At 36.8% G+C, this 23,009-nt stretch carries 18 protein-coding genes; 2 read left to right on the forward strand and 16 right to left on the reverse strand.

The window, feature by feature from the left end; genetic code table 11:
• The first annotated feature begins 17 nt into the window (after positions 1 to 17).
• Positions 18 to 1,076 (forward strand): sensor histidine kinase, encoded by a 1,059-nt coding sequence (locus B0A67_RS01555; RefSeq protein ID WP_072958414.1) that lies wholly within the window; start codon positions 18 to 20, stop codon positions 1,074 to 1,076.
• A 131-nt stretch (positions 1,077 to 1,207) separates the two neighbouring features.
• On the opposite strand, the gene B0A67_RS01560 is transcribed toward B0A67_RS01555, so the two are convergent.
• The 12 genes from B0A67_RS01560 to B0A67_RS01615 all read right to left on the reverse strand — a co-directional run bounded on the left by B0A67_RS01560 (position 1,208) and on the right by B0A67_RS01615 (position 16,892).
• Positions 1,208 to 1,429, reverse strand: coding sequence for a heavy-metal-associated domain-containing protein (locus B0A67_RS01560; protein WP_072958411.1), 222 nt, complete (start codon positions 1,427 to 1,429; stop codon positions 1,208 to 1,210).
• Between the two features lie 232 nt (positions 1,430 to 1,661).
• A complete protein-coding gene (locus B0A67_RS01565; protein ID WP_072958407.1) occupies positions 1,662 to 3,680 on the reverse strand; it encodes a heavy metal translocating P-type ATPase in 2,019 nt (672 codons plus the stop codon).
• 157 nt (positions 3,681 to 3,837) lie between these two features.
• On the reverse strand, positions 3,838 to 4,254 hold the full coding sequence (locus tag B0A67_RS01570; RefSeq protein WP_072958403.1) for a Fur family transcriptional regulator: 417 nt from the start codon (positions 4,252 to 4,254) through the stop codon (positions 3,838 to 3,840).
• Between the two features lie 290 nt (positions 4,255 to 4,544).
• On the reverse strand, positions 4,545 to 5,111 hold the full coding sequence (locus tag B0A67_RS01575; RefSeq protein WP_072958399.1) for a DUF2652 domain-containing protein: 567 nt from the start codon (positions 5,109 to 5,111) through the stop codon (positions 4,545 to 4,547).
• Positions 5,112 to 5,206: 95 nt separating this feature from the next.
• Positions 5,207 to 6,637 (reverse strand): MFS transporter, encoded by a 1,431-nt coding sequence (locus B0A67_RS01580; protein ID WP_072958396.1) that lies wholly within the window; start codon positions 6,635 to 6,637, stop codon positions 5,207 to 5,209.
• Positions 6,638 to 6,667: 30 nt separating this feature from the next.
• Positions 6,668 to 8,017: a TolC family protein gene (locus tag B0A67_RS01585; RefSeq protein ID WP_072958394.1), complete on the reverse strand. Its 1,350-nt coding sequence runs from the start codon at positions 8,015 to 8,017 to the stop codon at positions 6,668 to 6,670.
• 24 nt (positions 8,018 to 8,041) lie between these two features.
• Positions 8,042 to 11,146, reverse strand: coding sequence for an efflux RND transporter permease subunit (locus B0A67_RS01590; RefSeq protein ID WP_072958391.1), 3,105 nt, complete (start codon positions 11,144 to 11,146; stop codon positions 8,042 to 8,044).
• 21 nt (positions 11,147 to 11,167) lie between these two features.
• Entirely contained in the window at positions 11,168 to 12,238 is a 1,071-nt protein-coding gene (locus B0A67_RS01595; RefSeq protein WP_072958389.1) for an efflux RND transporter periplasmic adaptor subunit, read from the reverse strand.
• Positions 12,239 to 12,603: 365 nt separating this feature from the next.
• On the reverse strand, positions 12,604 to 13,188 hold the full coding sequence (locus B0A67_RS01600) for a response regulator transcription factor (RefSeq protein WP_072958687.1): 585 nt from the start codon (positions 13,186 to 13,188) through the stop codon (positions 12,604 to 12,606).
• A 217-nt stretch (positions 13,189 to 13,405) separates the two neighbouring features.
• The gene (locus B0A67_RS01605; RefSeq protein ID WP_072958386.1) at positions 13,406 to 13,762 is read right to left on the reverse strand and encodes a hypothetical protein; all 357 of its coding nucleotides are present in this window, start codon (positions 13,760 to 13,762) and stop codon (positions 13,406 to 13,408) included.
• Between the two features lie 60 nt (positions 13,763 to 13,822).
• Positions 13,823 to 16,240: a heavy metal translocating P-type ATPase gene (locus B0A67_RS01610; protein ID WP_072958382.1), complete on the reverse strand. Its 2,418-nt coding sequence runs from the start codon at positions 16,238 to 16,240 to the stop codon at positions 13,823 to 13,825.
• Positions 16,241 to 16,328: 88 nt separating this feature from the next.
• On the reverse strand, positions 16,329 to 16,892 hold the full coding sequence (locus B0A67_RS01615) for a helix-turn-helix domain-containing protein (RefSeq protein ID WP_072958379.1): 564 nt from the start codon (positions 16,890 to 16,892) through the stop codon (positions 16,329 to 16,331).
• Positions 16,893 to 17,168: 276 nt separating this feature from the next.
• On the opposite strand from B0A67_RS01615, the gene B0A67_RS01620 reads away from it, so the two are divergent.
• On the forward strand, positions 17,169 to 18,128 hold the full coding sequence (locus B0A67_RS01620; RefSeq protein ID WP_084074515.1) for a CorA family divalent cation transporter: 960 nt from the start codon (positions 17,169 to 17,171) through the stop codon (positions 18,126 to 18,128).
• 216 nt (positions 18,129 to 18,344) lie between these two features.
• Here B0A67_RS01620 and B0A67_RS01625 read toward each other — a convergent pair whose 3' ends face one another.
• The 4 genes from B0A67_RS01625 to B0A67_RS01640 form a co-directional block, all read right to left on the reverse strand.
• Positions 18,345 to 19,184 carry a DUF4249 domain-containing protein gene (locus tag B0A67_RS01625; protein ID WP_072958376.1) on the reverse strand — a complete coding sequence of 280 codons (840 nt, stop codon included), beginning with the start codon at positions 19,182 to 19,184 and terminating at the stop codon, positions 18,345 to 18,347.
• Between the two features lie 4 nt (positions 19,185 to 19,188).
• Positions 19,189 to 21,807: a TonB-dependent receptor gene (locus tag B0A67_RS01630; RefSeq protein ID WP_072958373.1), complete on the reverse strand. Its 2,619-nt coding sequence runs from the start codon at positions 21,805 to 21,807 to the stop codon at positions 19,189 to 19,191.
• 101 nt (positions 21,808 to 21,908) lie between these two features.
• The gene (locus B0A67_RS01635; RefSeq protein ID WP_072958370.1) at positions 21,909 to 22,748 is read right to left on the reverse strand and encodes a FecR family protein; all 840 of its coding nucleotides are present in this window, start codon (positions 22,746 to 22,748) and stop codon (positions 21,909 to 21,911) included.
• A gap of 12 nt (positions 22,749 to 22,760) precedes the next feature.
• Positions 22,761 to 22,970, reverse strand: coding sequence for a hypothetical protein (locus B0A67_RS01640; RefSeq protein ID WP_072958367.1), 210 nt, complete (start codon positions 22,968 to 22,970; stop codon positions 22,761 to 22,763).
• Between the last annotated feature and the right edge of the window lie 39 nt (positions 22,971 to 23,009).

A 23,009-nucleotide genomic window follows, 5' to 3' on the forward strand; every position in this document is an offset into this window, starting at 1 on the left:
CGCATAACACTATTATTATGAATTTTAATTCTGGCAAACTTTATCGGGTACCCTTGCATTATCATATCTTTTTCTGGCTGACTTATTTTTTGTTTAATACGTTTCGCTGGGGAAGTTATTTTAATGATTATATGTATTCATTAAAGACCAATTTGTTGGGGTTCCCTATTCATATGTCTTTGTGTTATTTGAATATTTTAATCTTCATGCCTTATCTGGTTTATCGAAAAAAATATTTCCTGTACGTACTTGCAGTCTTGTCTTCTATATTTATAATGGTGGTTATTAAATTTAATTTTACCTATTTATTAATTACTCACAATGTCTGGCCGGAAGGACCTGAAACCATAGACAAACTAACCCTTAATTATACGATCGATATGATGATGGGGGAACTTTATGTAATCACTTTTGTGACGGCAATTAAAATAACATTAGATTTTCTAAAAGAGCACAAAAGAGTCGCAGATCTTGAAAAATCTCAATTAGAGACTGAGTTGCTTTTCCTTAAATCTCAAATTTCTCCGCACTTTTTCTTTAATACACTTAATAATATTTATTCTCTGTCTGTAGAAAAATCAAATAAAACGCCAAAAGTGGTACTGAAACTTTCAGAACTAATGCGTTATATGCTGTATGATACACAAAATAAAAGACAGACTTTAGAAAATGAAATCCTCTGTATTCAGAATTATCTGGATTTGGAAAGAATTAGAAATGACGATCGGTTAGAGATCAACATGTCTATTTCAGGAGATATTCATGACAAGCAAATATCCCCTATAATATTACTGACCTTTATCGAAAATGCATTTAAACATGGTGTCAACAAAAACACCGGAAAAGTAATCGTTAATATTGGCTTTAAAATAAAAGGCGATTTTCTTCATTTTACTATTTCAAATCCAATGGCGGAAATTACACACCATAAAGACAATATCAACAACTCAAGTGGTATAGGAATAGAAAACATCAAAAAAAGACTTGAACTGGGTTATGATAAAAATGATTATAAACTTTCTTTAAAAACTAAAAAGAATGTATTTATCGTAAAACTTGTAATTAAAGTTGTCTAATATAGATTGTGGTTTTCCTTTTATCATTGCTTCATTTTGCCCGAATAAAACCTCATCGTAAAGTATAATCATAAAAAAACTCCAAAATCAAATGATTCCGGAGTTTTGAAATTAAAGAAATGTTTATGAGACTAAACCGTTAAAGGTTCTGCTTTAAAACCTTTGCTTTTGATGATAGCGATGATTTCATCCTCTGTAGCACCTTCTGATTGTACGGTAAGGATTTTATCAGCATTATCAGTATCTACGTTCCATTCGCCAATACCCTGTGTATTATCCAAATCAGATTTTACTTTTGCTACACATCCACCACAATTAAGAGTTGTTTTGAATTGAAGATTTTTATTTTCCATTTTATTGATACTTTTATAATTATATGATACCGCAAATTTCCGTCAATTATGCTTCAATTTCTTTACACTATTCCCTATTTGATTTGTGATATTTACTGATTAATAAGTAAGTCAAAAGTTTTAAAGTCATAAAGCCAAAAGGACTAATGTTAATTAAATTATCAAAAATCAATGAATTACTTATTTTTATCTGATTACAATGTGATTGTTGCTTAGCTATCTTTTATGTTATTTAAAACTTCATTTTTTGAATCCTAACAGCATTTAGTATCGCCAGTAATGCAACGCCTACATCGGCAAATACAGCTTCCCACATCGTAGCAAGTCCGCCTGCACCAAGTAGTAATACAATTGCTTTTATAGAAAATGCGAGTACAATGTTTTGCCAGACTATTTTTTTGGTTTGTTTACCAATGTTTATTGCCATCGCAATTTTCGAAGGCATATCATCTTGTATCACTACGTCAGCAGTTTCTATGGCAGCATCACTTCCCAGGCCACCCATTGCAATTCCAGCATCGCTCAAAGCAATTACCGGGGCATCGTTTACTCCGTCTCCCACAAAAGCTACACTGCCATTACTGGCTTTGATTTCTTTTACTTTGTTTACCTTGTCTTCAGGAAGTAAATCGCCGTAGGCATTATCTATCCCTAATTGTTTGGCAACGTGATCTACAACAGCGCTTTTATCTCCGCTGAGCATTGTCACTCTTACATTCATGCTGTGCAGTTTATCTATAGCAATTTTTGCATCAACTTTAATACTGTCTGAAATAGTGAGATAACCTACGAATTTTTGATCGTAAGCAATAGCAATTACTGTGTACACGATAGTAGCAGTATCGGCATCATGGCTGATATTAAATTTATCCAGCAATTTAAAATTACCTACCAGTAATTCCTTTCCGTTTACAGTTGATTTAAGCCCATGTCCGGCAATTTCTTCTGTATCTGCCAGATTGATGGTGTTGTCTACTTCGCCTGCATAGTCATGTATGGCAGTTGCTACGGGATGGGTACTCTGACTTTCGAGAGCATTGACCATTTTTAGGATTTGGTCTTTATTAAATTCGGGGTTTATGATCACTTCCTGAACCTTAAAAACACCTTCGGTCATTGTGCCTGTTTTATCGATGACTACATTCTGGATGCTGGCCAGAATATCCAAAAAGTTAGAACCTTTAAACAAAATACCATTATGGCTTGCTGCTCCGATACCTCCAAAATATCCTAAAGGAATGGAAATTACCAAGGCACAAGGGCAAGATATAACAAGGAATACCAATGCTCTGTACAGCCAATCACTAAACACATAGGTATCAGCAAAGAACGCTGGCAATAAAGTTATACCAACAGATAGCAATACAATAATTGGCGTATATACTTTGGCAAACTTACGAATGAACAATTCTGTGGGCGCTTTTTGAGCAGTTGCATCCTGCACCAGTGCAACTATTTTACTAAGCTTACTGTCCGAATAGGCTGTAGTTACTCTGACTAAACTTATAGTACTGCCGTTTATCATACCTGCCAAGACCGTTTCTCCTTTTGATTTCGTATCGGGTTTACTTTCTCCCGTAAGTGCAGCTGTATTGTATGAGGCACTTTCTGAAATCTGCTGTCCATCCAATCCTAACTTTTCTCCCGGTTTTAACTGAATGACATCTCCTATTTTAGCGTCTTCAGCTTTTATAATGACCTGTTTGTTATCTCTGATTACAGTAACCTCATCAGGTCGTTGATTTAACAGGGATTTAATATTTCCTTTGGCGCGTGATACGGCAAGAGTCTGGAATACTTCTCCTACTGCATAAAACAGCATAACGGCCACGGCTTCGGGATATTCGCCCAAAGCAAAAGCGCCTATTGTAGCAATAACCATCAGAAAAAATTCTGAAAAGAAATCTTTGTAGCGAATACTCTCAATAGCTTCTTTAATCACCGGTAACCCAACAGGAATATAGGCGATTATATACCATGCTAATCTTACCTGACCGGTAAACCAATTTTGCAGAAAATAATTATCGAAAGTTATGGCGGTTAACAATAAAATTAATGAAACAACGGCAGGCAAAAACAACTGAAATGTAGTTTTCCCTTCCAGATCGTGGCTGTGATCATGGTCGTGTCCGTGACTATGACTGTGGTCGTGATGATGATTGTCTTTTTTCTTACTATCGCATTGGTTTTGATGCGCCTCTGTTTTTTGAGGTTTTAAATAATTATCTGTAGTACAGCATTGCTTTGACATAACTAATAGTTTTTAATTCTATGGCAAAGTTATCTGTCTGTTTTGGGAACCTGGTTGCAAATGCCTATCTGGCAAATAATCTGTTTTCCCGAAAAGATCTAAAGCCTCAGATTAAAATGATTCCAAGGATTTCTATCTACTATTTTTCTTTAAGAATCTAAAAGAATTTGGAACAATTTTCACAAATGCCTTTCATTACAAAATTGACACTTTCTAATAAGAATTTTTCTGGAAGCTGAATGGGCGGTATAGAAATACTTTCGAGACAATAGGTATTATGGCAGCGGTTACAATTAAAATGAACGTGCAGCTCACCTACTGTGCACATACAGGTTTCATTACAAATTGAATATTTCATTGAGCCTGAACCATCATCAATGTTATGGATAAGCAAGTTTTTATGAAACAAATTCAGCGTTCTGAAAATGGTTGATTTAGTAACCGTTTCTAATTCCGTCTCCAAATCCGTCAGGCTAAATGCTTTTTTAAATTCAGTCATTGTTTTAAATATCAATAACCGTATCGATGTTGGCTTTATATTCCTGTTCCATAATTTTTTTTCTAAACCTTCCATTTTTTATACTTTATTGACGCTTCTGTTACAAATTTAAAGAAAATAGCGAGCGATACTAATGTTACAAATATTCCATTAGGAGTAATTACTTCGTCTGTTTGCGTCGTTTGGGCTATAAAAGTTCAATTAAACACATAGAATTATAGGTTTTATATGAAAAAAAGAACACAAAAAAGAAATACATTTATTTCGCATAGCAAGAGTTATGTGTATTTTAACTAAGTGAAACGCTTTATTTATAACTAAAAAAATCTATGTTTCTATGTGTTAAAAATAATTGTACTCAACACTTACAAATAATGTATATACCCTATCTCTGGCAAATACATACAATTGTCGCAATTATCATATTCGACAGTAGCTGTAGCGGGCTGCTCAAAATTAGCTTTTAAAAAGGCATCCGAAAACAAAGCATATGGAGGGAATTTGGCAATATGGTTCTTGAGCATTTTGTGAGCTTCTACAACTGGCGTTCCGTAAAGTTTCTCAAACCTGCCAATTTTATATCTAGTAAAAGTGCCATAGTGCACAATAATTTTTAATGATAAAGGAATTTCCATCGTGAGCTGTAATGATAGTCTGCTTACTTCTTTCCTAAAGTTATTGTACATTATTTCTATCTGAGTTAAGGTACTCTCAAACGAGGGGATCTTGTGGTATTTGTAAAATAATACAGCATCGCCTTCAATCTCAGAAACTTCTAAAGCTAGTGTATTGCTGTTTATTATTGATTTAAGGAGGTTTTCTGTGATGTATTTTCCGATGACCATATTGGTATTTATCACAAAATCTGTAAAACCGGATATGTCCGGAATCATTACCATTCCTGTTTTATATGGAGTATTAAATTCTTTCATAATGCTGATTTGATAAAAATGACCCCATTCTTAGCCCACTTTCAAAATAGTAAGGAAGAGGGCTAAAAAAAGAGTCCTAAATTATTTAACTTATATTATGTTATTTTAAGCGCTTTGATAGAAAAAGCAGCAATGATTGCGGCAATTATACATATAACGGCCGCTGAGAAAAACGCAGTCTGAAAACCTGCATTTAATGCCCCAATATCTGTTTCTCCTATTGCTTTAAGCGTATTGGTTTTTGCCGAAGAAATTGCAACAACAATACCCAGACCTAAAGCCGACCCCACTTGATAACTTGTATTGACTAATCCGGAAGCCAGCCCCATTTCTTCAGGTTTCGCTCCTGACATTGAAGCTATAGTTCCCGGAATATAAGCCAATGACATACCAAGAGCCCCTAATAAGGAAGCTGGCAATACATTGATTAAAAATGTTCCGTCGGGCGGAATGGTGCTAAACAGCAGAAGTGATCCGCTAAGCGCTATCAATCCAGCGATTAAATTTGCTTTAAAACCAAACTTAGCGACTAATTTTCCGGTAACGCCCACCATCAAAAACATGATCGCAATTGTCATCGGCAATAAGGCAAGTCCGCTATTGAAGGCCGAATAATGAAGCGTCTGCTGTAAATAAAGGTTCAGGAAAAACCATAACGGAATCCATCCTGCAGCCATTAATGCCATTACTAAGTTACCTCCTGAAAGATTGGGAACTTTAAAAATACTCATAGGTACTAACGGTTCTTTTTTCTGTTTCTGAACACTATAGAAAACAAGAAATAATACCAATGAAAGTGTTAATAGTCCGATAGTTTGTAAAGACTTCCACCCCGCTCCTTCTCCGGAAACGATTGCATATACCATTACTACCAATGCTGTTGTGGCAAGAATTGCTCCTGCAACATCTACTTTTCCTTTTCGGGTAATACCGGCAAATAGTAAGCTTTTGCTATAAGCTAACACAATAAGCCCTACGGGAATATTGATTAGGAATATCCAATGCCAGGAAAGCCATTGCGTAATTGCTCCGCCAAGGAAAACTCCTGCAGAACCACCCGCAGCGGCAGATGCTCCCCAAAAGCCTAAGGCTTTATTGAGTTCTTTTGGATCGGTAAATTTAGATAGTACGAGTGTCAGTGCTGCCGGGGCAATAAATGCAGAACCTAAGCCTTGCAATGCTCTTCCTGTATTTAATGCTGCTTCTGACCAGGCTACTCCAGCCAAAAGTGATGCAGCAGAAAGGATCACAAATCCCCACATAAAAATTTTACGAGCACCAAACAGATCAGACAAACGTCCGCCGAGAAGCAAAAAGCCTCCGAACAGAATAACATAGGCATTAAAAATCCATTGCAAGCCGCTTTGCGAATACCCAAGATCTGCTTTGATCGCGGGCAAGGCAACCCCAATAATTGAGGTATCCATAATTACTATAAATTGTGCCGTGCAAAGCAAAAAAAGTGCCGACCATCGTTTGCTATATGGTACAGGTTTGTCTATTGGCTGTTTATTATTTTTAGTCATATTTTTTTTTTAATTGTTTTTAGTTAGTAATTATAAACTTAACAGCCCAAGAGCTTGTTGTAGCGCTACGTGAAGCATTCGCAAATTATAGACAGCGTTCAGGTAGTTGATCTTAGCTTGTGTCAATGCCAGTTCAGCATCAGTCAATTCAAGTCTTGATCCTAAGCTGTTTCTGAAACGGTCATCAATCATTCGATAGTTTAATTCTGCGGACTTTACCGTTGTTTCCTGTATGTCCAATTGCGTTACGGCTTCTTTCCATTTGCTTATAATGGTAGCCAGTTCCGTCTTAACCTCATCTTTTAAATCGTTTAATCCTATCTGCTCCTGCTGCGTTTTAATTTTCGCCTGATTGATTTGAGATTGGGTACGATTGCCATTAAAAATGGGTACACTCAGCTGTAAGCCTAAAAAAGAGGTTCTTGGCCAGGCATATTCGTTAATTTCCATATCATCTGCTTGCGCCTGTATCTGATATTGACCTATTAATGCCAGCTGTGGCAACAGTCCTGCCTGAACAGCTTTTAACTTTTTTTGCTCTATCTCAATAGTCAGTTTTTGAATATTCAAATCTTTCCTGTTTTTGTCAGCAATTATTAAGGCTTCATCCACTTGGTAAAATTCACTTTGACTGGCTTTTATGTTGTACTCAAGGTCATCTGTCAGTTCAATGTCTCCCGAATCTTCTAATCCGATAAGTCTTTTGAGTTCAAGACCGGATACCTCTATATTATTTTTTAGATAAGAGACAGATGATTTTAGATTGGCTACAGCAATAAAACTTCTTAACGTATCTGATTTCAATCCTCTGCCTTGCGCAAACAGCGATTTTGAATCTTGAAGTGCTTTAATATTACGTTGATGGCTTTGTTCAAGTAAACCTAGTTGTCGGTTCATCATCAGCATGTTAAGATAGCGACTGGAAACCTGAAGTGCTACCCGGCTTTTTAAATCTGCAGTTTTTTCATCCTGAATTTTCTGGTTGATTTTCGAGGCTTTTATAAGCTGATGTGTAACCGGGGCAAAAATGGGCTGATACAACGAAACGAAAGCATTATAGGTATTTCTTCCGCCTACGGCAAAGTCCTGCACTGGTTTATCTGTGCCTACAAAGGAACCGGGAAGAAATATAACCTGCCTGTCAAAGTAATGAGAAAAGCCTGCGTTTGCGGAAATACTGGGCAGCAAACCACCTTTTGTTTCCCGCGTCTTTTCTTTGGCATTTATTTCTTCCAAAATCTGAATCTGTAACGCCTTATTTCCTTGTTTTGCCATTTCTAATGCATCAGTGAGTGCCAGCTTTTTTTTCTGTGCATGCACTGTATTAGCGCTGCTAAGCAATAACAGCGCTGTAACTATGTGTAAGATATTTGTTTTCATTTTATCTTCTTTGAGATTTAAAAATCATGATTCTATGGCTGGATTGTTTGTATCTTCAGCATCTTCTTCTACAATAAGAACTTCTCCTTTTTTGCTTGACAAATAAGAATAAACAGCCGGAATGATGAATAATGTTAATATTCCCGAAAAGACAAGTCCACCTACTATAACAATCCCTAATGACTGGCGGCTATTAGCGGTAAGCGCAATGGGTAATGCTCCGAAGATCATAGCTAAAGAAGTCATCAAAATTGGACGGAAACGCTGCTCTGCTGCCTGTATTGCCGCATCGTATTTAGAAAGTCCTGTATCTTTTAGATGATTGGCAAATTCTACGATAAGGATTCCGTTTTTGGTAATTAATCCTACCAGGGTAATAATCCCGATTTGACTAAAGACATTTAAACTCTGACCAAACCACGACAGACTTAAAATAGCTCCTGTTACTGCCATAGGTACCGTTAACATAATGGTTAGCGGATCACGAAGGTTTCCGAACTGAGCGGCTAAAATCATATAAATAAGCAATAATGCGAGAATTAGTGTAAAGGCGATATTACCCTGGCTTTCATCATAATCTCGCGACTGACCCGCTAATGAGCTTTTGAAATTTTCTCCCAGCACTTCTTTCTTTATCTTTTCAATTTCCTGAATTCCTTCGGCAAGGCTCACTCCTTCTGCAGTTGCGGCCGATACTGTAGCTGATATGTATTGATCGTATCGATATATAGCAGCCGGACTAACCGCTTCTTCTGTTGTTATCAGGTTGTTCAACGGAATCATCTTTCCTGTTGCTGAACGAACATAGATGGCGCTTAGATCACTTTTATCATTTCTGTGTTGACGGTCTAATTGTCCAATTACTTCATACTGACGGTCATTGCGCAGGAAATATCCGTAACGCTGTCCGGAGAACGAAAGTTGTAACGTGTGTGCAACTTCCTCCATCGAGACGCCCATTAAGGCTGCTTTTTCCCGATCAATATTTATTTTTACCTCTGGTTTGTTTATCTTAAGATCCGCATCTACAAATAGTAATTTCTTACTTTGGCGTGCTGCTGCAAGGAATTTTGGAAGCACCGCTGTTAGACTGTCAAGATTGGGTGACTGCAATACATATTGTATAGGCATACCTCCTCCATAACGGCTTCCGATGGTTGGAGGCAGATACGGAAACAAAAGAAATCCTCTAAATTTCCCCGATGCTGCACCATATTGATTGTATAAATCCTTAATGCTTGATTTTCTGTCTTTAGGATCTTTCAGATAAATACTTTGCACAGCTACATTAACTGGCGCCGGAGCAGGAATAAAGGAAATCGCAACCATCGAATAGGTCTGATACAAACCATCCGTAGAATCGTTTACATACTTCCCAACTTCGGTCATGTGCTTTTTCATATAATCGAAAGAAACGCCTTCTGGAGCAACAGCAATTAAATTCATGTTCGAACGGTCCTCTATCGGAGCGAGTTCAGAAGGAAGTCCTTTACCAACAAGATAAATAAGTAAAGTTGTGCCGATTAAAAATACCCATGCCAGCCATCTGAATTTCATAAATGTGATTAACAAACGAGCATATCCATTATTCATACGCACGAAAAAAGGCTCAGTCACACTATAAAACCAGCTAGGCTTTTCTTCTTTCTTCAAGAAATAAGCACTCAGCATTGGAGTTAACGTCAAAGCTACAAAAGCCGATACCATAACAGAACCCGATACTACAATCGCAAATTCCTTGAAAAGCTGTCCACTGATTCCACCCATAAAAACAATAGGCAGAAATACTGCTGCAAGTGTAATGGTAGTAGAAATAACAGCAAAATAAATCTCCTTAGAACCTTTGAATGCTGCTTGTATGGGTGACATTCCTTCTTCTATTTTTTTATAGATATTTTCGAGTACTACAATAGCATCATCGACCACCAGTCCTATCGAAAGTACTAATCCCAAAAGGGTAAGTATATTGATGGAAAAACCAGCGATATACATGATAAAAAAAGCAGAAAGAATAGAAACCGGAATCGCTAATACTGGTATGATGGTAGATCGCCAGTCTCTTAGAAACAGAAAAATAATCAATACCACTAACCCAAAAGCAATAAACAGGGTTTCTTCAACTTCTTTTATAGATTCTCTTACGGAACGCGTATAGTCGAAACCGACTATTAAGCGATATTCAGATGGAATATCTTTTTTTAGCTGATCTAATCTTCTGTAAAATTCATCTACTACTTCTATAGCATTTGCACCACGTTGTATCTGGATCGCCACACCTACACCAACGCGGTTAAGACCTCCGGTTTCATTGATGATAGCCGTACGTTCGTTTACTTCTCCTAATTCGGCAGAGCCAATGTCTTTTAATCGGATTACCCTATTATCAACTTGCTTGATGAGCATTTCTTCAAAATCTTTTACAGAAGTAAGACGTCCCATGGTACGAATACTTAGCTCGCTATTATTCCCATCTATCCGACCCGCAGGTAAGTCAATGTTTTCTCTTAGCAATGCTTTGCGAATATCTTCGGGAGTTAGTTGATAAGCGGCAAGTTTAGAAGGTTCAAACCGAAGACGCATGGCGTATTTATGTTCTCCTACGATCGCAACATTATTGATTCCGGGGATAGACTGTATTCTGTCTTTTATTGTAGTCGATGCGAGGTGACTCACCTCTTTTATGTCTTTGGTATCACTTTCTACTTCAAGAAAGGCTACCAGATTGTCTGGCGAAGATGCCTTTTGTACAATGGGGGGATCTACATCTGTGGGGAGCTGTTTTCGTGATTTGGCTACTTTGTCCCTGACGTCGTTTAATGCGTCTTCAATGTTTATTTCACGGTTAAACTCTATCGAAATGACACTTACCTGTTCTCTGGATTCAGAAGAAATGGTGCGTATTCCGTTTGCTTCGGATATTGATTCTTCCATTGGTCTGGTAAGCTTGGATGCAATTACATCAGGACTTGCACCGGCATAGAAAGTAATTACAGAAATTACCGGTGGTTCTGTTAATGGAAATTCCCGAATACCTAATTGTTTCCATCCTATTATTCCTAAAATAACAATGAGGAGGGAGAATACACCGGCTAAAACCGGCTTTTTTATACTTAAAGCTGATATACTCATAACGCTAAAATTTGAATTTGATTAATTGGGTACAACGGCTTGTACTGGAGTACCATCTCCTATACGAAGCATATTTGAAATTATGATACTATCGCCGCTCTTAATCCCTGATGTGATTACAGCATCCGTTTCTGTCCTGTTACTTATGGTCACCGCCACAGGTTTTGCTACACCGTTTTGTATTACAAAAACAGCATAACCTTTATCGCTTGGTGATAAAGCTTCGGTTGGTACCATTATGCCCTTTGTTCCTTTCGGTGTTACACTGAAATACACTTTTGCCGAAAGGCCTGCACGAAATTTTCCGTTTGCATTATTTGTTACGGCCTGTACCTGTAAACTTCTGCCCTGAGCATCAAGCCCCGGTTCGGTAGCCTTGATAGTGGCCGAATATTCCTCATCGGACAACTCCGAGGTAAATCGTACTTTGTTTCCGGTTTGTATTAGCGGCAGGTATTTTTCAGGAACAGCAAAATTGATTTTGATACTGCTTTGGTCCTGCAGTATTACCAGTTCTGCACCAGGCGAAACATACGCTCCCAGATGTACTTTTGAGATTCCGATTTTTCCCGAAAATGGAGCCCGTATTACGGTTTTGGCCAGATCAACCCGAAGTAGTTCCTGCTGTGCAACTAAGGATTGATACCGCATAACTGCCTCGTCATTTTCCTGTGGACGCACCGTTTCTGTCTTTAAAAGATTAGCCATTCTGTCTTTAGTAAGACGGGCTAGTTCCAGTTCAGCACCAACCTGTTTCAATCGGGATCTGATGTCGGCATCATTGAGTTTGTAAAGCACCGATCCCTGACTTACATAAGTGCCGTCTTTAAAGGCGACATGGGTAATCTTTTGAGGCAGTTCGCTCGTAATAGAGACTTCGCGATACGGCATCATTGTTCCCACTACAGCCTCTTCCTGATTGAGTTGCTTTTCCCTGGCAATGATAATGTCAACCGGTAATTTGTTGGCATCCACTTTCGTTTTTGCATCATTTTTCGGTGCTTTTTCCGTTTTGTTTTCGCAAGCAATCAATAAAATGCTCAACAAGGGAACTAAAATTCCCAACCTTTGTGTAGTATGTTTGTATAACATGTTCTTTTTTTTAATTATCCAACTGACTATTAAATTTCATTGTCAAAATTACAGTGAGATGTCAGGGGGCTTTATACACAATTACAGGTAAGAGTTGTGAGATTTACGTTGTTTTAAGGTCCTGAGGCGCCGAGCAACTAAGCTTCTGAGGTTTTCTGTAGAGACACTCCGTAGTTCATTTTAGAAAGCAGAGTGAAAAAGGTTTGATTAATCTTTTTCATGTAAAGAAGCAAAGCCATAAAGAACTGAGATATACTTTGCAGCTTTGCGAGAGATTTTTTTTTACGATTACGTTAAAACTAATTTGTGTGTACCTTCTCCCGAAGTTTGGGATAAAATTAGTTTTTTAGAACAGCAATAAAATGCTAAAGAGTCTTAGTTGTATGAGATTGTTTCTCTATAATAGTGACTTTATCAAGTCTGATTCGTTTATAGTAGGAAGACGTAAAACCCGTGTATTTTTTTAACTGATTGGATAAATGCGCGGGGCTGCTGTAACCTAAAGTGTGTGTGATTTCAGACATCGACAGATCTGTATAAACAAGGAGTTCTTTTATTTTCTCCATTTTTCTCAGAATGATGTATTTTTCAAGGGTTTGCCCTTCGGCAGCAGAAAATAAAGCGCTAAGTGTATCGTAGTTCTTGGTAAGTTTATCACTTATTAATGAAGAGAATTTGGTAGGATTCCCGCTTTGCAATTGCATTGTGATGCCGCTTTCTACCAATTCTTTGATTTTTTCTACAGTTTCCTGGGTTTTACTGTACCGTAGTTCAAATCCGTTTTTTTTAAGCATCGATTTAATGCTTTCCAGACTTATATCGTGTGCCGTATCTTCTATTACAACACGTCCTAACTCAATAGTGATAATCTTAATTCCCAGATTAAAAAATTCTTGTTCGAGAACATAAATGCATCTGTTGCAAACCATTCCTTTGATTAGTAATGTCATAAAACTGATATTAATGATGTATTGTTCATTTTTCCTGATTTTGGTATACAAATTTCCTTATAGCAGTGCGGTATTGTATACTGCTATTCCTAATTTGATTTATAATATTTACTGATTATAGAATTACAGCCAGCTGGAAAAATAAAAAACGGCGGCCAAAAATTATGAAACCGCCGTTTGGCAAACGCATCAAGGAGTTTTCTACAACTAAAAATTATTACTTTGATTCTTCAACAGGAGGGTTATAGTCAGATAAGCTTGTGACCCTTACGGTATCTATTTCTGCAAGAGGCCATGTAATTGGCAGCATGGTCATATAACCACATTTAGGGCATTTGTCCCCTTTTGAGCCTATCATTTCTTTGTGCGACGGGCAACCTGTAATAAATTTTCCGTTTTTATCGAGTGCCTGGCCCAGTTCATTTTCGTACTGGTTTACTTTTTTTAGTGTGTCTTTCTGTACACCGTCATATTGGGTTTGATGCTGTTCAGTGCTATTGCTGTCCTTGTGGGCATCTTTGTTTTTGTCATTATCATTTTTACATGATGAAGCAAATAGTGCTACACAAGCCATTATTGCTATTATAAATTTATTTAGTTTCATGTTGATTGTTTTTTATTTATTCTTCCATACTTATTTTTTCCATTTCAAACGCAGGCTGTTGCTTACTACACTTACGCTGCTCAAAGCCATTGCGGCTCCGGCTATCATTGGGTTTAGCAAAAATCCGTTGATTGGATACAGAATACCGGCTGCAAGCGGAATACCAATAAGGTTATAGATAAACGCCCAGAATAAATTTTGTTTGATAGTGGCTACTGTTTGCTTAGACAATCGAATAGCCTGCGGTATCTTGGTAAGATCGGATGAAATAATGGTCATCTTGGCAACATCCATGGCGATGTCGCTCCCCTTACCCATTGCGATACTTACATCAGCCGTTGCCAAAGCAGTACTGTCATTGATTCCATCTCCTACCATCGCAACAACTTTGCCTTGTTTTTGCAATTCTTTTACAAAATCGGCTTTGTGTTGTGGCAATACCTCAGCTTTATAATTTTTGATTCCTGTTTGTCGGGCAATGGCTTTTGCAGTAGCTTCGTTATCTCCGGTAAGCATATACAATTCGATGCCCATATCCTGCATTTGTCTGATCGCTTCGACAGATGTTTCTTTGATCTTATCTGAAATTGCAATAACCGAAAGTGCTTCTTTACTATTGGCAAACCAGATTACCGTTTTGGACTCTCTTCCCCATGCTTCAGCCTGATTCAATAGCGAATTAGCAATATTTATAGTATTCTCTTCTAATAATTTCTTATTCCCAACAAAATACGTTTCACCACTATAGTCCGCTTTTGCACCTTTGCCGGTGATACTTTCAAAATTAGATAAAACCATACTTTGAGCACCTTTCAGATTTTTTACTACAGCTTCTGCCAAAGGATGTTCTGATTGCTTTTCAATACTAATTAGAATGTTTTTTGTTACCTCCTGCTCCTCTAGCCATTTTATGCCGGTCACTTGTGGTCTTCCTTCGGTTATGGTTCCTGTTTTATCAAGGACAATTGCATTTACTTTTCTGGCGAGTTCCAGACTTTCGGCATCTTTGATTAAGATACCATTTTCAGCTCCTTTACCTACCCCCACCATAATTGCTGTAGGTGTGGCTAAGCCCAAAGCACATGGACAAGCAATAACTAAAACGGTAACAGCTGCCAACAAGGCTTGTGCCACAGCATTTTCGCCTCCCAGAAAGAACCACAGAAGAAACGTAATAATTGCAATACCAATAACAATTGGAACAAAAATACCCGCAATCTTATCTACCAGTTTTTGCACCGGGGCTTTACTTCCCTGAGCATCCTGCACCATTTTGATAATCTGGGCTAGCATGGTTTCTTTACCTACTTTAACAGCTTTGAACTGAAAACTTCCCTTTTGATTTATCGTTCCGGCAAATACCTTTTCGTTTTCTGTTTTCAGTACAGGTACAGGCTCGCCGCTCAGCATACTTTCATCCACATAGGAATTACCGGAAGTCACCATTCCGTCGACAGCGATTTTTTCGCCCGGTTTTACCAGAATAATATCACCAACACTTACATCTTCAATTGCTACTTGCTTCTCTGTTCCGTCCGGCTGAATCACCAGCACGGTTTTGGGCTGTAATCCCATTAATTTTTTAATAGCTGATGAAGTATTGCCTTTGGCTTTTTCTTCTAATAATTTACCCAGAAGAATAAATGCGATCACTACGGCAGCGGCTTCAAAATAAACATGGGCGTGTAATCCGCGTTGGTGCCAAAAATCCATAAAAAGCATATTGAAAACACTGAACAAATAAGCAATTCCGGTACTCAGAGCTACCAGTGTATCCATATTGGCGGAGCGGTGTTTGGTTTGTTTCCATGCATTGATAAAGAAATCTTTACCAAGCCAAAGCACTACCGGTGTAGAAAAAAACCACATGATCTCATTGCCATAAGGCACATCCATAAAAAACATACCAATGGTTACTACAGGTAACGATAGTATAACTGCCCAGATGGTTTTGATTTTTAATTTTTTGAATTTCTCTTCATGAATGGCTTCTAAAGATTCCTGCTGTTTTGCTTCGTCAACAATCAGCAAGTCGTAACCAACAGCCTGAACTGCTTTTTGCAGTTTAGAAGCATCAGTTAGATTTGGGAGATATTCTACCGTTAGATTTCCAGTTGCAAAATTTACAGAGGCGCCTACTACTCCTAACTCATAGGTTACGATGCTCTCTGCACTGCCTGCACAGGATGCGCAGGTCATACCCAGAACCGGAAAGGTATTTTTGACTGTTGGCACACCATAACCCAGGTCTTTGATTGCCTTTACGGCATTACCCACTGTTTCGTTACCTTTGACAGTAATGGCTGCTCTGCGGTTGTTTATTTCTACTTTGTGGGTTTCGACGCCTGCAACCTGTGCTAATCCTTTTTCTACGATCAATGCACAGTGCTCGCTTTCTACGTCTTCAAGGGGAATATAAATTGTTTCCTTACTATTATTTGTTGCCATAATTCGCTTGTTGTATTTTACATGCAAAGTTGGCAACTATACAGAGGAATAGTATTGCGGAATTATGGATTTGATTTGTAATATTTACTTAAACCTTATCCAGTGGCTTTCTTTTTTCTTCCCGAATCTGTTTGAAATGACTTGGGGTTAATCCGGTTACTTTTTTGAACTGATTACTAAGATAAGCAACACTTGAATAGTTAAGGCGCAGTGCGATTTCGCTTAACGATAACTCATCATAAACCAAAAGTTCTTTTACCTTTTCTACTTTTTGGGCAATAAAATATTTTTCTATTGTCGTGCCTTCCACCTCAGAAAACAGGTTAGAAAGGTAATTGTAATCATGATTGAGTTTTTCACTCAACAGGTCAGACAAATTGCTTTTTGAATCATTATCCTGATGATGTACCAGATCGATAATAATGTTTTTTATTTTTTCGATGATTCTGCTTTTCTTATCATCTATCACTTCAAAACCCAAAGGAATCAATGCGGCTTCGACTGCATTTCGTTCATCAGGGTTAAGTTCCTTTGTAAGTGTTACTTCGCCTAACCTGATATTTGTAAAGTCTAAATCAAGTTTTTCGAGCTCATCCTGAACGACCATTATGCAACGGTTACAGACCATATTTTTAACAAACAGTATACTCATATCTTTGTTTAATCACTTTTTTATATTAGACAAACTTACCATTAAAATTCAATTAACTGTTTCTTTTACCAAAGACTGTTTAAATCTGTACGCTGAAATAACCGCTGTTTCAGCAACAAAACAGGGTTCTTATGAACTTTAAATAAAGCACTTACTAAAATTTAAATTACTCCTGAATATTTCCCTACATTTGTTAAAATAGAGGTGTTTTTAAAATTAAGAAACATTCCGTGGGCAGAAAACACTACAGCTTATAAATATAAATAAAAAGTCATAATGATAATTGAATATTTAGATAAACACAACCATATTATCCGGATAAAAAGCATTGATGAGATGCCCAAAGACTTAGGTTCTATATCCAGTATGCAGCTTATTGATTATTCAAAAAATGATATTGCCGCTATTGAAAAGCTATTTAGTATCGATACTTCTATATTAAGCAATAGTGATGATATTGAGATAAGTTCCCACTATGCCGAGAATGAAAACCAGCTGGCTTTTAATTTTTCCTTTCCCTACTATTCTTCTCAAAATAAAATCGAAGAGATGATTGTTTCTTTTATTCTCAAGGAAAATATAATGTTTTCATTTATGGCAGTAAATTTCGAGCAATTTATCTCCGAAACTAAAAAACATGAATATTTTGAAAACATGAAAAATTTCCCGCTCACTTTAGATTCATTTCTTCGAATGCTAATTGGGATCGTTCCGGATTATTTTGCGGATTTAACGGAAGTCATTTCAAAAAATATTAAAAGCACGTATTACAATTCCCAAAAGCGAAAAGCTTTTTCAGAAAAAGAACTGGATGAATTAACAGCACTGAAATTCGATAATTATCTTATTAGGGAATCACTGAATGAATTTAGAAGAATTTTGCTGTTATTGAAAAAAAGCAACAAACTAAGCACTGAAATAAAAGAGATGATTATTTTTGAATTGGAGGATTTAACGGTAATCAACGAATATGTAGTGAACAATTTTGAGCGGCTCGAAGACCTCAAAGACTATGTAAGCAATAAAATAGACCTGGAACAAAACCGCATTTTTAAAACATTAACGATTATCACAACCTGTATATCATTGCCAATGCTTATTGCGGGAATATATGGTATGAATTTTAAGTACATGCCTGAACTCGAATGGAAATACGGATATGTTTATGCTGCTATATTATTATTACTTTGTTTTGTGGTGCCGCTATTGTGGTTCAAACGAAAAAAATGGCTGTAATTGAGCTGTATGTTTTTGGATAGTGTACCTCAGCGTTTCCCGACAAACAGTTACTACAATACATAAAAAAAACCTATTCCGTAATGAAATAGGTTTGCATTTTTGATGATTGAAACTAAAACAATGATTGAAACGATATAAGGCGATAAAACTATACATCCGGCACCCGTTGTTTAAATGCCAGATGTATTTACAAATCAACCTCCAATTAAATTCTTATTTTACTGTGTAAACAACATGATTCGCTTCACAAACTCTAAAATAGCCTAGTACAAAATTATTCGCATCGGTAGTGTTGACTATATTTCCTCTTATATTGCCCGGTACAGCGCCAAAAGGGTTCGAATTTGTTGCTTCTAAAATTAAATTCATGTAATTATAAAAGTTTTTAGAAATACCGCGATGTGTGATGTCAAGAACTTTCCCTGGCTTTAGATCTGTATCAGTAAATTTTTCATTTATTTCATTTCCATTAACAAATTCATCACTTGTGGAGGTGTATTCCGGATAAGGCAAAAGATCCGTTTTATAATCCGTAAGATAATAATTGGCCTGATCAGCCGGGTCTTTATAATAAAATGTGACCACAATAAGGTCTTCGCCTGTTACATCAGCCATGAATTCCTGGTCTATTCTTTCAATTTTCGGTACGCCAATTAGTTTTTCAGTAGCAGTTAAACTTTGTCCGTCGACTTGTACTAATAATTTGTATTCCATATCAATTACGGGTACAAAATTAGTACACTTATATAACCCCGGTTCAACTTCATTAAATGTAAAAATATCTCCATTACTATTTTCTACCCTTACCTGTGCTCCAGAAACCTTCGGCGTCGTTGGGCTGTAATAAGGTGCCATTCTGGTTATTTTTATAGACTGTTCACTGCCGCTTGTTCCTTTTTCCCAGATTATCTCGGCATCGATCACGATTTTAGGATCTCCTGTTTCTAAATCAAGTTCAACCACCTTGTCGCAGGACAAAAAGAGTAAAACGAAAAGAAGACTAAATAAAGTAACTGTTTTACTTTTTAAGCTGTATTTTTTTAATCGTAACATACTATTAAAATTTAAAATTATAAGAAACGCCAGGTACTAATCCGTAAATAGACAGCTGTCTGGATTCATTGGCTCCCGTATTATCGTTTTGAGAAAACATCATTGATGCGGCATTTTGCCTGTTATAAAGATTATAAATACTAAATACCCAATAGCTTTGCCATCCTTTCTTTTTATCTGGTTTAGGAGTATAAGTTGCACCAATATCCAAGTGATGGTATGCAGGAAGTCTGTCCGCATTTCTCAAAGTATAGTTAGGCACATTTCTTCCTCCAAATTCATAATAACCATTTGGATACGTTACCGGCTGACCTGATTGCAAGCTGAAATTAGCATTAAAAGACCATTTAGGATTGAATTCATAATTTGCAGTAATATTCAGATTATGCAATTTATCGTATCCTGACAAATACCAATTGCCATTGGCAATACCCGGTTCTTCAGCTGTTCTGCCGGGTGTTCTTTGTTCCGCTTTAGACAAAGTATACGAAACCCATCCTGTAAAGCGGCCCGTATTTTTTCTGAATAATAGTTCCATACCATAGGATCTCGCTTCTCCGTTCAGGATGTCCTGCTCGATATTATTATTACCCAATAAATTGGCACCATCAATATAATCAATACGGTTCTTAATCTTTTTATAAAATAACTCTCCCTCAAAAGAATATTCGCGTTCCTTAAAATTTTTGAAATATCCTACAGCATACTGATCCAGCATTTGTGGTTTTGTAAAAGGTCCGCTTGGTGTCCAGATCGTCATAGGCAACGGAGCACGGGTATTAGACAACATATGAATGTATTGCGCCATTCTGTTGTAGCTGGCCTTTACTGAAGTTTCATCATTGAAAGCGTATGACAATGCCAATCGCGGTTCAAAATTATCAAACTTACTGATGGTTTTTCCCTTTCCGTAATAAGTACTTCCCGTTGGCGTTGCTTCTTCGTAAATATGATATAACGGATTGTATACTACTGCTTGTCCGTTTTCGTAGGTACTGATACTCTCTCCACCTAAACGAAGAAAGGTACTGTAACGAAGTCCGTAACGAAGATTCAGTTTTTCTGTAACCTGATTTTCGACATCAAGATAAGCAGAAGTTTCTAAAGCATATTTTTTATCTAACTGATTGTAATTAAACTGCGAATCAATACCGTAAGGCTTTACAGTTCCCGGATTAAAATCATAATACAAACCATCAATACCGTAGTTCAGTTTAAAATTGTCTGATAGGGTGTGATTCCAGTTGTATTTAAGCCCATAGTTGGTAATTTTACTGTCCCATTCAAATTTTTGAAATGGTATTTGCAGATTAAATTTATAATCACTGTAAAAAACAGAAAGGCTGGTATTCAAATTATCCGAAAATTTATGTTTCCAGCTGAACGTTCCCATAGTATTACCGTAGGTACTGGCAAAGAAATTATTAATATCAAACAAATCATTTCCCATATAACCCGAAAACGAAATTGTATTATTGGCTCCCAGGCGATAATTGAACTTAGCATTGAGATCATAAAACATGACAGAACTCTTAATGTCGGTAGCTTTTAGAAATAAATGCGCATAAGAAGCACGTCCTGCCACAATAAAGGAACCAACATCTTTTTTTATTGGACCTTGTACCAAAAGCCGGCTTGAGATAAGACCAATACCTCCATTTACTTTATACTCATTGAGATCTCCTGTTTGCTGACTTACATCAAGAACAGAAGAAACGCGCCCTCCAAATTTAGACGGAATCCCTCCTTTGTATAAATCTAATCCGCTAACAATATCAGCATTAAAAATAGAAAAGAAACCAAACATGTGCGAGTCACCGTATACCGGAGCACCATCTAAAAGAATCAAATTCTGATCAGCCGCGCCTCCACGCACATTAAATCCCGATGAAGCTTCTCCGGCATTTGTAACTCCGGGCAAAGTCAATAATGATTTTAAAGGATCCGGTTCGCCCATAGCGGTCGGGAGTCTTTTAATCTCGGCCATCGAAAGCTTGTTCACACTCATCTGAGTATTCTTTACATCCACTGCCTTGCTTGTGGTGATAATCACCTGCTCTAATTGCTCACTGTCGGAATCCATGGTAAATTTCATCCTTGCATCATCAGTAATTTCAACTTTTCTTTCCTTGTTGGCTAGCCCTATATAACTAATCGCAACAGTATAAGTTCCGTTATCGAGTTCTATAGAAAACATTCCGTTTTTATCCGTTATAACACCAGTTTGTACTTCTTTGACATAAACATTGGCGCCAATAATAGGTTCATTACTATCGTCAAAAACCTGACCGGTTAACTTGTTTTTTTTTTTAGCTGTAGTGGTCTTAGAAGTTTTTTTCTTCACAAAAATATTATTCCCTACTATCGAAAATTGAATCGATGCATTTGTATTCAGGTCGCTTACAAGATCTTCTATTTTGATATTTTTGTAGGTATGCTTTTTTGTAAAGTATTTTTGTTCTGTATTAATCTGATCTGTAAAAGCAAATTTAAAGTCGGTTTGATTCTCAATTTGCTTAAAAAATTCTTTTAATGTTACTGTTTGATCTACCGTTACTGTAATGCTCTGGGAGAACACAGACAAACTGAATAAAAAAAAGCATGCTGAAATTATATGCTTCATGAAATTTTGTATTTTTGAATATTATTAAATGGGATAGTTTTTTACTACCCTGACTATAAGGAAGGATGTTTAGTTTCGCGGCTAGTGCATCCTTTTCTTTTCTATTGAAAAGTAATCTGTTTTAAATCTTCATTTACTTCAAAGTTTAGGTTATACATTTCTGATATTAGTTGGACAATTGTTTTTAAATCTTCTTTTTTATTTATTCTTACCGTGATTCGCTGCTCATAATATTCTTGCGGCATATTTACTTTATAACCATAATTCGACTCAATGTAAGCGCTGACAGCGATCAGTTTTTCATTCTCAAAATCCGTAAACCTTTCAAATTCCGCTACCGATGCCGTTAGATTTCCGTATGTAAATTTTTCTCCGGGTTTCAGGATCCATTTTTTGTCCTGATTTTTTACATTCATCTGAACACTTCCTTCATAAAGTTCAACGGTTACTTCTTTTTGTGCATAACCTTTAACCGTAAAAGAGGTTCCTAAAACTGTAGTAGTGGTCTCATTGCAAAATACCTGAAAAGGATGCTGCTTGTCCTTTTTTACTTTAAAATAAGCTTCACCCATAATGTTCACTTTTCTGTTCACCGTAAAATTATTTGCATAGGTAATTTTAGAATTCGGGCTCAATTCGACTCTTGAACTATCAGGCAATGCAACCACTTTTAGTATTGAGCTCGTATTTTCGATAGTGGTTTGAGCTAATTGTACATCATGCTTTAAAGGATTACCATTAAAATAGAGTCCGGTACCGGCAAAAATTAAAACTGCTGCTGCCGCGGCATAATAAATCCAAGCCTTAGATTTCTTCTTTTTTGAAGAAAATGCCTTGGCCTGAAACTGTTCCCAGGAAATCTCTTTTTCACGATCAGAATGTGAAACGGGAGTTTCATTCCACACTTTTTTCAATTCTTCTTCTACTTTCTTTTCATCCATGTCTTTGAAGCTTTATATTTTTTGACAGCAAAATCCCTGCTTATTAAAAACACCATAAACCATTTCTTTTATATCCCTGTTGGTTTTGATCCTTAGAATAAGATCGTGATTCTCCTGATCAAAATTCATTATACAATCAGAAATAATAAACTGCAGAAGCACTACAATAAATTTTGCGTCTTCATTTGTTTTCACATCCGTTTTATAAGATTCAATATACATTTTATGTTTGCGTTTATAGAGATAACAAACGAGAACACA

It is taken from the genome of Flavobacterium aquidurense, from assembly GCF_002217195.1.
Taxonomy (GTDB): Bacteria; Bacteroidota; Bacteroidia; order Flavobacteriales; family Flavobacteriaceae; genus Flavobacterium; species Flavobacterium frigidimaris.